Source organism: Pseudooceanicola aestuarii (genome assembly GCF_010614805.1).
In the GTDB taxonomy this organism is placed as follows: Bacteria; Pseudomonadota; Alphaproteobacteria; order Rhodobacterales; family Rhodobacteraceae; genus Pseudooceanicola; species Pseudooceanicola aestuarii.
Genome location: NZ_JAAFZC010000001.1, coordinates 1,070,247 through 1,083,383 on the forward strand (window position 1 = coordinate 1,070,247; position 13,137 = coordinate 1,083,383).

The window sequence follows — 13,137 nt, forward strand, 5'->3', positions numbered from 1 at the left end:
GGGAATGCCGCGTCAAACCTTCGCCTGTGGTGCATCTTCATCTACGGTGCGCATGTCGGCAGGCAATGCGGTCTGCGGTCACAGGCCGGTGCGGTCCGGCGTCACGCTGACCGCCCCCTTGTTGCCTGTGGCCCGCGCCGCGCCTAGGCTGCATCCTGCCCGACCCCAGCCCCGGATGCGATCACATGGCCGAGACAGATTTCCCCGTCATCAAGGGCCGCGATCGCGGCAACTGGATCCGCTTGCGCACGATGATCCTGCTGCGGTGGGGCGCCGTTTGCGGCCAGTTCACCGCTCTGATGGTCGCGGGCGAGGTCTACCATCTGCAACTGGCCTATGGCCTGTGCTTCTTTGTCGTGGGGATTTCCGTCATCGGCAACCTGGTGGCGCAGGTCATCTTTCCCGAGAACAAGCGCCTGTCGGAGGCGGAAAACCTGCTGATGGTCATGTTCGACCTGGTGCAGCTTGCGGTGCTCTTGTACCTGACCGGCGGACTGCACAATCCGTTCTCCATACTGATCGTGGGGCCGGTCACGGTTTCGGCGGCGGCGCTGTCGGCGCGATCCTCGATGTTTGTCGGCTCTTCGGCGATCGTGATCTGTACGCTGCTGACGCAGTTCTACCTGCCGCTGCAGACCGAGGCCGGCGCGATATTGCGGATGGCCGATGTTTTCGTCTTCGGCAATTGGCTGGCCATCGTCATCGCGGTCATCTTCATGGGGATCTATTCGCGCTGGATCGCGACAGAGATGCACGCCATGTCCGACGCCCTCCAAGCGACCCAGATGGCCCTGGCCCGAGAACAGAAGCTGACCGATCTGGGCGGCGTGGTGGCCGCCGCCGCGCATGAGCTGGGAACACCGCTGGCGACGATCAAACTTGCCTCGGCCGAGCTGGCAGAGGAACTGGATGACAGGCCAGAGCTGAAGGAAGATGCCCTGCTGATCCGGGGTCAGGCCGACCGCTGCCGCGATATCCTGCGTTCCATGGGGCGGGCGGGAAAGGACGACCCCCACCTGCGCCATGCCCCCCTGACCGCCGTGGTGGAGGAAGCCGCGGAACCCCACATGAACCGGGGCAAACGCATTCGTTTCGAGACCGCAACCGGCACCCCCGAAGCAGAGGCCCCGCCCGCCATCCTGCGCCGGCCCGAGGTCATACATGGCCTGCGCAACCTGGTTCAGAACGCCGTGGATTTCGCGCGCGCCGACGTCTGGATCGAAACCGGCTGGAACGACCGCATGATTTCCGTGCGGATCATGGATGACGGCCGTGGCTATCCGCCGAACATCTTCGGTCGGATCGGCGACCCCTTCGTGCGCCGCAGGCGGGCGCATCTGGACCGCTCCGCCCGACCGGAATACGAGGGGATGGGCCTGGGTCTGTTCATCGCCAAGACGCTGCTGGAACGGACCGGGGCAGAGCTGAGCTTTGCCAACGGACACGACCGTACGGACCCGCCGTCCGACCAGGCCGAACGCCAGGGCGCCATCGTCGCCGTAACCTGGCCCCGCCGCGTGATCGCCGCGCAGGACGCCGCGGACCGGGCCGCCCTGGGTGAAAATCGCCCGATTGCCGTCTGAATACCGAAAATCCGTCTCACTACCCGAGTGGGTGTTAACAATTAATTAATGTTCTTGCCGCGTAATCGTCGGAATTCAGGCGGAGGCAGCACCGCCGAGAAAGTGATTTTCAGATGAGTGGCTATAATCTTCATGAACTGATCCTCGTCCTTGTCGCCAGCTCCATTCTGACGGTGATATGCGTGGCGGGCATCCTGATCTTCGGCGGCCGGAACTTTGGTGGCGGGACCGCTCCGACGCGGCCGGTGTCCGAACGCATGGTCCTGTTCCGGTTCAACGGTCCGCGACTTGTCATCGTGCCGGAAGATTGGGCCGGAACCCTGGCCCACCCGACCGGCGCCGACGATTGGTCCCGGCTGGCCGATCTGCTGCGCCCCCGGTTTCCCGATCTGCCCGCCACCCCCGCCGACGTTCCGGAGGAAGAGGTGATCGACCTGCGCGCCCGGCTGCCCACCGACCAGGCGCGCCTGTGCATCGACCGGGATGGCGACGTGGTCAGCCTGTATTTCCGCGAAGCCGCGCCGATCACCCCGCTGGACTCGCATCGGATGCGGCTCAGAGAGATCTCCGTGATGGACAGCCGCGCGCAGCTGGACAATCTGCCGTTTCCTGTCTGGCAGACGGATGCTCAGGGCCAGGTACATTGGCGCAACGCGGAATATCAGCAACTGGAAACCGTGATGCACGATCGCGACCAACCGCCGCTGATGGATGGCCCCGAACAAACGCTGCCCGATCCGCGCCGGGCGCGGGCCCGTCTCTACCGGACGCCGCTGGATCCGCGCGGTCAGCAATCCGGAAAGACCTACGACGTGATCGGCACCCCGGGACCGCAAGGCTGGCACTACGCCGCGCAGGACGTGACAGCCCAGATCCGGGCGGAGGGGACGCAACAGAATTTCGTTCAGACCCTGACGAAAACCTTTGCCCAGCTGGATACCGGGTTGGCGATCTTCAGCCGGGAGCGGGAGCTGATGCTGTTCAACCCCGCACTGGTCGACTTGACCACGCTGTCGGCGGATTTCATGGCCTCCCGCCCGACCTTTACCGATGTGTTTGACCGGCTGCGGGACAAGCAGATCATGCCGGAGCCGAAGAATTATTCCAGCTGGCGGGAGCATCTCCGCTCTCTCGCCAGCGCGGCGGCCAAGGGCACCTACGAGGACCGGTGGAGCCTTCCGAGCGGCGCCACCTACCGGGTCATCGGACGCCCGCATCCGAACGGGGCGCTGGCCTTTCTGGTCGATGACATCACCGCAGAGGTCACACTGACCCGCCAGTTCCGCCAGCAGATGACCCTCAGCCAATCGGTACTGGACGCCATGGCCGACGCCATCGCCGTCTTTGCCGCAGATGGCACGATGGGATATTGCAACGACGCCTTCCTGCAATTGTGGGACGTGCCGCAACCGGTGGACGGACCGGTCATCACCCTGCGCGCCATGCTGGACGTCTGGCGCGACCATTGTCGCACGCCCGAGGTACTGACCGAACTGGTGTCCCGGATGCATTCCCTGACAATCCGGTCGGATTGGTCGGGCACCGTCGTCGGCGACTCGGGCAACGAAATCCGGGTCCGCCTGATCCCGCTGTCGGGCGGTGCCGCGATGGTCACCTTTACCGTGGCAGAGCAGGTGCTGGAGGACGGGTCGGTGCATCACCTGCCGGAACCTGTCCGCGCCGAACATTCATAGGACTTGCAGGCGCGGGGTGTCGGGGTAAGGTCCGGCCATGTGCCGAACGACCCTTCAGATCGACCTGCCGGATGCAACGGCCACCTGCGACCTGGCCCGCCGCATCGCGCCGCGTCTGCGCCCTGGCGATTGCCTGCTGCTGGTTGGGGATGTCGGCGCCGGGAAAACCCATTTCGCCCGCTGCCTGATCCGCACCCTGCTGACGGAAGCGGAGGACATCCCCTCACCCACCTTCACGCTGGTGCAGGAATACGACGGGCACAGTGGCGCGATCTGGCACGCGGATCTCTACCGCCTGACCGACCCGGCGGAGGTCATCGAACTGGGGCTGGAAGACGCCTTTCGCACCGCCATCTGCCTGGTGGAATGGCCCGACCGGCTGGGCGATCTGGCCCCGGCCGACGCCATGACCCTGACCTTGCGCCCCCCCCCCGGCGACCCGGACGCCCGGCAGCTGACCCTGACGGCACCGCACCGATACACCCCCCTGCTGAAGGAGCTGACCCGCCATGCGTGAGGCCGCGAAACACGACTTCCTGACGCAGGCGGGTTGGGGCACGGCGCGGGTGACGCGGCTGGCCGGCGATGCCTCCCTGCGCAGCTATGACCGACTGCTCGCGGCCGATGGCGGCACCGCCGTACTGATGGACGCCCCGCCAAACACCGGCGAGGACACCCGGCCCTTCGTGCGGATCGCGGAATTCCTGACGAGCCGCGGGCTGTCGGCGCCGCGGATCCTGGCCCGGGACAGCGCGCGCGGGTTCCTGTTGCTGGAGGATCTGGGCGATGACCTGCTGGCCCGCGTGGTGGCCGCCGATCCGGAGCGTGAAATGCCGCTCTATGCGGCCGCGACGGACGCGCTGGCCCATTTGCACAGCGCCCCGCCGCCTGACGGGCTGAAGCCCTATGGCCCTGATCTCATGGCGGAAATGGCCTGTCTTCCGCATGATTGGTACCTGCGCGACCCCGCGCCGGGGGACCGCGTGGCCTTTGGCGCGCTGGTCCGCGAGACGATCCACCGCGTCGCCGGTCCGCCCTCGGTCCTCGTGCTGCGTGACTACCACGCGGAAAACCTGCTGTGGCTGCCCGATCGCACCGGACCCGCCCGCATCGGCCAGCTGGATTTCCAGGACGCGATGCTCGGCTACCCGGCCTATGACCTGGTGTCGCTGCTACAGGACGCTCGCCGCGACGTCTCCCCGGCGGTGGAGGCGGCGATGATCGACCGCTACATTGCGACGACCGGCGTCGATGCGCAAAGGTTTCGCGAAAGTTACTGGCTGATGGGCGTGCAACGGGCCCTGCGCCTCTACGGCGTGTTCCCGCGCCTGTCGCTGAAATACGGCAAGCCGCATTACGTCGAGTTCCTGCCGCGCGTACATTTCTATCTTGAGCGCTGCCTGGACCGGGGCGGGTTCGACGACCTGATCGCGGCGGTGCGCGCCAGGTTTGCCGCCCCCACCCCGGAACGATTGACGGAGCTGAAAGACAAATGCGGGACATTCCGGGCGGATTGATGCTGTTCGCGGCCGGCTTCGGCACGCGGATGCGACCACTGACCGACACGCGGCCCAAACCCCTGATCCGGGTGGCCGGGCAGGCGCTGATCGACCATGCCCTGGCCCAGACCGCCGGGATGACGGGGCTGCGCATCGCGGCGAATGCCCATTACCGCGCTGACCAGATCGTCGCCCACCTGTCGCCGCGCGGCATCCCCGTGCTGGTCGAACAGCCCAAGATCCTGGATACCGGCGGCGGCTTGCGCCATGCCTTGCCGCAACTGGGGGATGGTCCGGTCTTTACCATGAACACGGACGCGGTCTGGTCCGGCCCCTCCCCGCTGGAATTGCTGGCGCAGGCTTGGGACGGCGCACGAATGGATGCGCTGCTGCTGGGTATTCCGCCCCAGAACGCTGTGGGTCATGGCGGGCAGGGGGATTTCATCTCTGCTCCGCAGGGGCGGGTGCGGCGTGGGTCGGGGCTGATCTATTCCGGGGCGCAGATCATCCGCACCGACCTGTTGCACGACATGCCGCCCGGTGCCTTTTCCCTGAACCTGCTGTGGGACCGGATGATCGCGGCGGATCGGCTGCGGCTGTTGCCCTATCCCGGGCGCTGGTGCGATGTCGGCCATCCCGGCGGCATTTCCCTGGCGGAGGAGATGCTGAACGATGTTTGACCCCACCGACCAGGCACGCCTGTTCGGCCTGCCACCCGGCGCGGATTTCCCCCGCGCCCTGATCGACGGACTGCGCGACAGGCTGGCCCACGCCCCCCCGCACGAGATCGGCCGCACCGTTCTGATCGTGAACACCCGGCGGATGGCGCGGCGGTTGCGCGCCCTGTTCGACGCGGGGCCGCCCGCCCTGTTGCCGCGCATCATGCTGGTAACGGACCTGGCACTGGCCGGGGGTGCGGCGGCTGCGGTTCCGCCTGCCGTGTCACCCATACGGCGGCGTCTGGAATTGGCGCAGCTGGTCGGCGCGTTGCTGGAAGCGGAGCCGGACCTGGCACCGCGCGCCCATCTGTATGACCTGGCCGACAGCCTGGCCGCCCTGATGGACGAAATGCAGGGGGAGGGGGTGACGCCCGGCGACATCGCCGCGCTGGACGTCGAAGACCAGTCCGGCCATTGGGTCCGCGCCCAGCGGTTCCTGACCATCGTCACCCAGCTGGCCGGGCGCGAGGATCTGCCTGACCCGGAGGCGCGCAGCCGCAAGCTTGTCAGCGGGCTGATCGCCCATTGGCAGGATCAGCCGCCGCAGCATCCGGTGATCCTGGCCGGTTCGACCGGCTCACGCGGGACGACGCACATGTTGATGCAGGCGGTGGCACGGCTGCCGCAGGGCGCGGTGGTTCTGCCCGGTTTCGACTTTGACCTCCCGGCCGCGGTCTGGGACGGGCTGGACGATGCGCTGACGGGGGAGGATCACCCCCAGTTCCGCTTTGCGCGGCTGACGCGACATCTGGAACTGCGCCCCGACCAGGTGAAGCCATGGGCGCAATGCGAGGTGCCACAAGACCGTAACCGGCTGATATCTCTGGCGCTTCGCCCCGCGCCGGTGACGCATCAATGGCTGGCGGAGGGCCCCGCGCTGGACGGACTTGCCACCGCGACCGAACATGTCACCCTGATCGAGGCGCCGTCGATGCGGTTGGAGGCCCAGGCCATCGCCCTGCGCCTGCGCAAAACCGTGGAGGACGGCGGCACCGCCGCGCTGATCACCCCGAACCGCATGTTGACCCGTCAGGTGGAAGCCGCGCTGGACGGCTGGGGCATCGTCGCCGACGATTCCGCCGGCGAGCCGCTGCACCTGACCCCGCAAGGCCGGTTCCTGCGCCATGTCGGGGCGCTGTTCATCGAGGATCTGACGGCGGAGGGGCTGCTGACCCTGCTGAAACACCCGTTGTGCCATTCCGGCGGCCAGCGGGGGCGGCATCTGGCGCTGACCGCACAGCTGGAACTGCGCCTGCGCCGCCACGGCCCTGCCTTCCCCGACCGCGCCGCGCTGGACGCGTTCGCCCATGCCGAAGGGACGGACCACGCCCGCCAATGGTGCGATTGGCTGGCCGATTGCGTGATGGACCGGCGCGATGCGCAGACCCGCCCTGTGGCCACGCGGCTGGCAACCCACGTGGCACTGGCCGAACGCCTGACGCGGGGCTGTGCCGAGGATGCGGAGATCACGATGTGGCGCCGCGACGGGGGGGAAAAGGCGCAGGATGTCGTTGCCCGCCTGGCGCTCGATGCCGATCACGGCGGCACCGTCACCGCACGGGATTACGACGCGATCTTTGGTGCCATCCTGTCAGGCGAAGACATGCGCAAACCGGGGGAACCCCGGTCCGATATCCTGATCTGGGGCACGCTTGAGGCGCGGGTGCAGGGCGCCGGTTTGGTCATCCTGGCCGGACTGAACGAAGGCAGCTGGCCCGAGGCGCCAACGCCGGACCTGTGGCTGAACCGCCCGTTGCGCAAGGCCGCAGGGCTGCTGTTGCCGGATCGGCGGATCGGGCTGTCGGCGCATGATTTCCAGCAGGCCGTCGCCGCGCCCCAGGTCTGGCTGACCCGCGCGACCAAGACGGAGGGCGCGGAAACCGTTGCCTCCCGCTGGCTGAACCGGCTGAAGAACCTGATGTCCGGCCTGCCCCCCGCTGGCCCGCAGGCCTGGGCCGACATGACCGCGCGCGGGGCCGAATGGCTGGCCTTGGCGCGCCGGTTGGAAGATGCCGGACCGCCGCAACCCGCGCCGCGCCCGTCGCCGCGCCCACCGGTGGCGGCGCGACCGCGCAAGATGTCGGTGACAGAGGTCGAAAAGCTGATCCGCGACCCCTATGCCATCTACGCCAAGAAAATTCTCGGCCTTCGCCCGCTGGATCCGCTGATGAAGGCGCCGGATGCGCGGCTGCGCGGGATCATCGCGCATGAGGTGTTTGAAACCTTCGTGAAAGGATTGCAGGACGGCACATTGCCCAACACCCCCGAGGCGCTGACCGATGTCGCGGCGCAGGTGCTGTCCGATCTGGTCCCCTGGACGGAGGCGCGGCTGCTGTGGCACTCCCGGATCGCGCGCATCGCCGAATGGTTCTGCGAGCGGGAGGACAACCGGCAGGCCCATCTTGACCTGACCAGCCCTGAGGCGGAGGGCAGGGCGGAAATCCCATCCCTCGGATTTACCCTGACGGCCAAGGCCGACCGCGTGGATCGCGACCGCGACGGGCGCTACCGGCTTTATGACTACAAGACCGGCAGCGCGCCCAGCGCCAAGGAGCAGAAGTTCTTTGCCAAGCAATTGCTGCTGGAGGCCGCGATCGCCGAACGCGCTGGATTTGCCAGGATGGGGCCGATGGCCGTGGCGGAGGCGATCTATATCCAACTGTCGAACGACCCCAAGGAAGTGCCCGTGCCGCTGGAGGACGTGCCCCCCGGGCAGGCCTGGGAGGAGCTGACCCGCCTGATCACAGCCTGGTTGCAGCCGGAACGCGGCTATACCTCTCGTGCCGCGATGAAACGGGATGCGGCGGCGGGGGATTACGATCTTCTCGCGCGGTTCGGAGAATGGGATTACACCGACGATCCCCAGCCGGAGGACATGCCATGACCGGTATCCCGCGCGACGAGGCCACCCTGCGCCAGATCACCGCCGCGGCGCCCGACCGATCCACCTGGCTGTCGGCGAATGCCGGGTCGGGCAAGACGCGGGTGCTGACCGACCGGGTGGCGCGGCTGCTGTTGCAGGGCGTGTCGCCGCAAAACATCCTGTGCCTGACCTATACGCGCGCGGCGGCAAGCGAGATGCAGAACCGCCTGTTCCGGCGGCTGGGGGAATGGGCGATGCTGCCTGAACCTGCGCTGCGCGACGCCCTTGCCCAGCTGGGGGAGGAGGAAACCATCGACGCCGCCCGCCTGGCCCATGCCCGCACCCTGTTCGCCCGCGCCATCGAGACGCCCGGCGGGCTGAAGATCCAGACCATTCATTCCTTCTGCTCTGCCCTGCTGCGCCGCTTCCCGCTGGAAGCCGGGGTATCGCCCAAGTTCACCGAACTGGACGACCGCAGCGCCGCCAACCTGCGCGCCGAGGTGGTGGACGAGATCGCCAGCGGAGAGACCGCGCATCTGCTGGACGCGCTGGTCGTGCGCTCCACCGAGACATCTCTGGACCGGCTGACCGCCACGATTGCCGGGTCGCGCGATCTGTTTCGGGGGTCCGGCGACCGGGCCAGCATCGCCGCGGTCTTCGACCTGGGGCCGGATGTCGACACCGCCGCCGTTCTGGCAGAGGCGTTCGAGCCCGGCGACGCAGAGGCGATGACCCGCCTGGGCGAGGTTCTGCGCCAAAGTAGCAAATCCACGGATCAAAAGGCCGGCGCGCCGCTGGCCCTGCTGCCCGACGATCCGCGCGCCCTGTTCGACACGGCGCAACAGCTGTGCCTGACCACCGCCGGCACGGTGCGCAAGAAATTCCCGACCAAGGGCGTGCGCGACGACAATCCCGCACTGATCGAATGGTACGACGATTTTGCCCAGCGCCTCTTTGTCGCGTCCGACCGGATGAAATCCGTCCGGGCCATCGATCGGGCAGAGGTTCTGAACGCCTTTGCCCGCGATTTCCTGGACCGTTATGCGCAGGCGAAGCTGCTGCGCGGGTGGCTGGATTTCGACGACCTGATCTTCAAGACACGGGATCTGCTGACCGATCCGGCGGTCTCGGCCTGGGTGCTCTACCGGCTGGATGGGGGGATCGATCACATCCTGCTGGACGAGGCGCAGGATACCTCGCCCGTGCAATGGCAGGTGATCGAATTGCTGGCCCGCGAATTCACCACCGGGCAGGGCGCGCGGGACGAGGTGACGCGCACCCTGTTCGTGGTCGGCGACACGAAACAGTCGATCTATTCCTTCCAGGGGGCCGATCCGGCGGAGTTCATTCGCATGCAGGAGGAATTCGGCCAGCGGCTGGCCGATGTCGGCCGTGACCTGCAACGGCTTGAACTGGAATATTCCTTCCGCTCCTCCTCCGCCGTGCTGTCGCTGGTGGACCGGGTGTTCGAAGGGCGCGCCGATGCCGGGTTCAGCCCTACCCAGACCCACCGCGCATTCAAGGACCGGATGCCCGGCCGCGTCGATCTGTGGGGTCATGTCGAACCGGTGACGGAGGACGACCCCGGCGATTGGTACGATCCCGTCGACCGTGTGGGCCAGGATCATCACAATGTCATTCTGGCCCGCGCCCTGGCCACCCGCATCGGGGAGATGATCGAAACCGGCACCATCCCCGCCGAGATCGGCCATACGGGAACGTATATCCAACGCCGCGTCGAACCCGGCGACGTGATGATCCTGGTCCGGGGCAGAAACGGGATCTTTCCCGAGATCATTCGCGCCTGCAAGGAGCAGGGCCTGCCCATCGCGGGCGCCGACCGGCTGAAGGTCGGCGGAGAGCTGGCGGTACGCGACCTGACGGCGCTGCTGTCCTTTCTTGCCTTGCCAGAGGACGACCTCTCGCTGGCAGTGGTGCTGAAATCGCCTCTGTTCAACTGGGGAGAGCGGGGGCTTTATGACCTGGCCCATGACCGTGCCGGCCCGCGCCTGTGGCCCGAGCTGGTGCGGCGGGAGGCAGAGTTCCCCGCCACCGTGGCCGCGTTGCGCGATCTGCGTGAACAGGTGGATTATCTGCGCCCCTACGACCTGCTGTCGCGCGTCCTGATCCGCCATGACGGGCGACTGAAGTTCCTGCGCCGCCTGGGGGAGGAGGCCGAAGACGGCATCGACGCCCTGCTGGACCAGGCGCTGGCCTACGAGCGGACGGAAATTCCCAGCCTGACCGGCTTCCTGGTCTGGATGGAAAGCGACGAGACGGAGATCAAGCGGGAGGTCGATTCCGCCGCCAACCAGATCCGCGTGATGACCGTTCACGGCGCCAAGGGGTTGGAAGCCCCGGTGGTGATCCTGCCCGACACCTATGACCGCGCCACCCGCTATGACAGCGCGGTGGTGCCCGCCGATGACGTGGCGCTGTGGTCCGTCCCCTCCGCCCAGGCGCCCGAGGCCTACCAGGAACTGCGCGCCCGCCACATCGCCCGGATGGAGGAAGAACGCGATCGGCTGCTCTATGTCGCGATGACGCGAGCGGAATCGTGGCTGATCGTCGCCGCTGCCGGCAAGCTGGGGAAAGACGGCGACGATTGGTACAGCCGGATCGAGGAGGCGATGAAGGCACAGGGGGCGATCCGGGTGGACACGCCCACTGGCCCCGGCCTGCGGATCGAGACGGGCGATTGGCACGGCACCATACCGCCCGATGCGGTGGCCCGGCCGGCCACGCAGGTCACGCCGCCTGACTGGACCCACAGCACCCCGCCGCCCGCGCCACCGCGCCCGGTGACGGTCAGCCCGTCGGACCTGGGCGGGGCCAAGGCCCTGCCGGGGGAGGCCGGGCAGGAGGAGGCCATCGCGCTGCGTCGCGGCGCCATGATGCACCTGCTGCTGGAACACCTGCCTGCCGCTGCACCTGAAACCCGGGCCGACCTGGCCGCGCGTTTGCTGGTCCGCGACCCGGTGGCAGACCCGGCCGAGGCGCAGGAGATCACCCGGCAGGCGCTTGAGTTGCTGGAGCGCCCGGCGCTGCGCCCGTTGTTCGATGGCAGCGCGCTGGGGGAAATCCCGGTGACCGCCGCGCTGGACGAACTGGGTGGCGCCCGATTGCACGGCGTGATCGACCTGCTGATCCCCGGCGACGGCCACGTTCTGGCTGTCGATTTCAAGACCAACGCCGTGGTCCCCGGCACGCCCGAGGCCGTGCCCGCAGGGCTGCTGCGCCAGATGGGAGCCTATGCCGCGATGCTGGCGCAGATCTATCCCGGCCAGCGCATAGACACGGCGATCCTGTGGACCGCCACTGGCACGTTGATGGAGCTGCCGCACGATCTTGTGACCGCCGCGCTTCGCGAGGCGCGGCTGCCTTGACCCCGGCCAGAGGCGCCCATACCTTCAGGCCCTGACACACGCTGACTGGAGAATTCCCATGGCCACCGTCGCCGTAACCGATGACACCTTCGATGCCGAAGTTAAGCAAGCAGACAAGCCCGTGCTGGTCGATGTCTGGGCCGAATGGTGCGGCCCGTGCAAGCAGATCGGCCCCGCGCTGGAAGAACTGTCCGACGAGTTGGCCGACAAGGTCAAGATCGTGAAGGTCGACGCCGACAGCAACCCCAACACCGTCATGTCCATGGGCGTGCGCGGCATCCCGGCGCTGTTCATCTTCAAGGACGGCGAGATCATCTCCAACCGCAGTGGCGCCGCACCCAAAGCCGCGCTGCAAAGCTGGATCGAAGACAGCATCTGATCCGTCAGATCGCCGGATCGCCGGATCGAGGTTTCAGGGGGCGTCCAACCGGGCGCCCCTTCTGCATGGCGGACGGCCCTGGGGCGTGGCCCGGCCTGCGGGCGCGTCAGAGCTCCATTCCGCAGCGGCGCAGCGCGGCGGCGATCTTTTCCTCTGCCTCCGGGCGTCCGGCGTTGATCGACATGTGCTGCCAGAACCACCAGACATATCCGGCGTAATCCGGCACATGGCTGGCGATGCGGTCGAAATCATCCGGCCCCAGCGTTATGTGATGGAAATCCGACCGCGCGAACAGCAGCGAAGGCTTGCCAAAGAACATCGCCGCGAAGGCCGCGCTGGAATTCTGGGTGACGACGTAGTCGCAGCCCTCCAGCATCTCCACCATCTCGCTGCGCACGATCCGCAGGCGCGGCTGCTCGCCGGACAGGGCCTCCAGCGCCTGAAGCTCCTCCGGGTGGTAGATCTCCTTGGGGTGGAGCGTGGCCAGGATCTTGCGTCGGTCCTCCTGTTCCAGCGTACGTTTCAGCATCTCCAGCGGCGAGGCGCTCTGAAACGATCTGCGGCGCAGCAACTGGCCTTGCAGCGGCACGTAGACGAATCCGTTGCGCCGGGCGTGAAGAGCGCGCGCGCCGTAAAGGCGGGTCTGCCAGCGGTGCATGAACTTGCTGGCCGCATCGTCCGGGATCCGGGCGCTGGAGAAATCCGCAAGCGCGACGTTCCAGTTCCAGCGCGCGGCGTCGGTCTCGATCGTCCAGAACGGATATTGGTAGACCCGGCGGAAAGTGAAGGCGCGCGAATGGGTCGGATGTTCCATGTGAAACATCGCAAATCCCGGCCGGCGCGGCGCCAGGCTGCGCATTTCGCTGCCGGTGGGGTGGAATTCCACCTCGTAGCCGTGCCCTTCCAACGTGCGCCGCAGGAGGTACAGGAAATTATGCGCCCCCGCGCGCGCCGAAGCCAGCAGCGGCGGATCCAGATAGATGTTCATTTCCCGGTACTCGGCCATGCAACAAA

General features: G+C 67.3%; 9 protein-coding genes. 8 read left to right on the top strand and 1 reads right to left on the bottom strand.

Features of this window, described 5'->3' with window-relative positions:
* The first annotated feature begins 185 nt into the window (after positions 1-185).
* The 8 genes from regB to trxA all read left to right on the top strand — a co-directional run bounded on the left by regB (position 186) and on the right by trxA (position 12,123).
* The gene (regB, locus tag G5A46_RS04990) at positions 186-1,583 is read left to right on the top strand and encodes a sensor histidine kinase RegB (RefSeq protein WP_163847861.1); all 1,398 of its coding nucleotides are present in this window, start codon (positions 186-188) and stop codon (positions 1,581-1,583) included.
* Positions 1,584-1,696: 113 nt separating this feature from the next.
* Entirely contained in the window at positions 1,697-3,277 is a 1,581-nt protein-coding gene (locus G5A46_RS04995; RefSeq protein WP_163847863.1) for a PAS-domain containing protein, read from the top strand.
* A 37-nt stretch (positions 3,278-3,314) separates the two neighbouring features.
* The gene (tsaE, locus tag G5A46_RS05000; protein WP_163847865.1) at positions 3,315-3,794 is read left to right on the top strand and encodes a tRNA (adenosine(37)-N6)-threonylcarbamoyltransferase complex ATPase subunit type 1 TsaE; all 480 of its coding nucleotides are present in this window, start codon (positions 3,315-3,317) and stop codon (positions 3,792-3,794) included.
* A complete protein-coding gene (locus G5A46_RS05005; RefSeq protein WP_163847867.1) occupies positions 3,787-4,794 on the top strand; it encodes an aminoglycoside phosphotransferase family protein in 1,008 nt (335 codons plus the stop codon). Before tsaE ends, G5A46_RS05005 begins: the two co-directional genes overlap by 8 nt.
* Positions 4,770-5,456: a nucleotidyltransferase family protein gene (locus tag G5A46_RS05010; protein ID WP_163847869.1), complete on the top strand. Its 687-nt coding sequence runs from the start codon at positions 4,770-4,772 to the stop codon at positions 5,454-5,456. The genes G5A46_RS05005 and G5A46_RS05010 overlap by 25 nt, the downstream gene beginning before the upstream one ends.
* Entirely contained in the window at positions 5,449-8,379 is a 2,931-nt protein-coding gene (gene addB, locus G5A46_RS05015; RefSeq protein ID WP_163847871.1) for a double-strand break repair protein AddB, read from the top strand. Before G5A46_RS05010 ends, addB begins: the two co-directional genes overlap by 8 nt.
* Positions 8,376-11,744, top strand: a complete 3,369-nt coding sequence (gene addA / locus G5A46_RS05020) for a double-strand break repair helicase AddA (protein WP_163847873.1) — start codon at positions 8,376-8,378, stop codon at positions 11,742-11,744. Before addB ends, addA begins: the two co-directional genes overlap by 4 nt.
* 58 nt (positions 11,745-11,802) lie before the next feature.
* Positions 11,803-12,123 carry a thioredoxin gene (trxA, locus tag G5A46_RS05025; RefSeq protein WP_163847875.1) on the top strand — a complete coding sequence of 107 codons (321 nt, stop codon included), beginning with the start codon at positions 11,803-11,805 and terminating at the stop codon, positions 12,121-12,123.
* Positions 12,124-12,229: 106 nt separating this feature from the next.
* Here the strand turns inward: trxA and G5A46_RS05030 are convergent, their stop codons facing one another.
* On the bottom strand, positions 12,230-13,111 hold the full coding sequence (locus G5A46_RS05030) for a hypothetical protein (RefSeq protein ID WP_163847876.1): 882 nt from the start codon (positions 13,109-13,111) through the stop codon (positions 12,230-12,232).
* Between the last annotated feature and the right edge of the window lie 26 nt (positions 13,112-13,137).

Excerpts from the sequence above, each read along its gene's own strand:
- regB (WP_163847861.1), top strand. The coding sequence starts at position 186 with ATGGCCGAGACAGATTTCCCCGTCATCAAGGGCCGCGATCGCGGCAAC.
- G5A46_RS04995 (WP_163847863.1), top strand. The coding sequence starts at position 1,697 with ATGAGTGGCTATAATCTTCATGAACTGATCCTCGTCCTTGTCGCCAGC.
- tsaE (WP_163847865.1), top strand. The coding sequence starts at position 3,315 with ATGTGCCGAACGACCCTTCAGATCGACCTGCCGGATGCAACGGCCACC.
- G5A46_RS05005 (WP_163847867.1), top strand. The coding sequence starts at position 3,787 with ATGCGTGAGGCCGCGAAACACGACTTCCTGACGCAGGCGGGTTGGGGC.
- G5A46_RS05010 (WP_163847869.1), top strand. The coding sequence starts at position 4,770 with ATGCGGGACATTCCGGGCGGATTGATGCTGTTCGCGGCCGGCTTCGGC.
- addB (WP_163847871.1), top strand. The coding sequence starts at position 5,449 with ATGTTTGACCCCACCGACCAGGCACGCCTGTTCGGCCTGCCACCCGGC.
- addA (WP_163847873.1), top strand. The coding sequence starts at position 8,376 with ATGACCGGTATCCCGCGCGACGAGGCCACCCTGCGCCAGATCACCGCC.
- trxA (WP_163847875.1), top strand. The coding sequence starts at position 11,803 with ATGGCCACCGTCGCCGTAACCGATGACACCTTCGATGCCGAAGTTAAG.
- G5A46_RS05030 (WP_163847876.1), bottom strand. The coding sequence starts at position 13,111 with ATGAACATCTATCTGGATCCGCCGCTGCTGGCTTCGGCGCGCGCGGGG.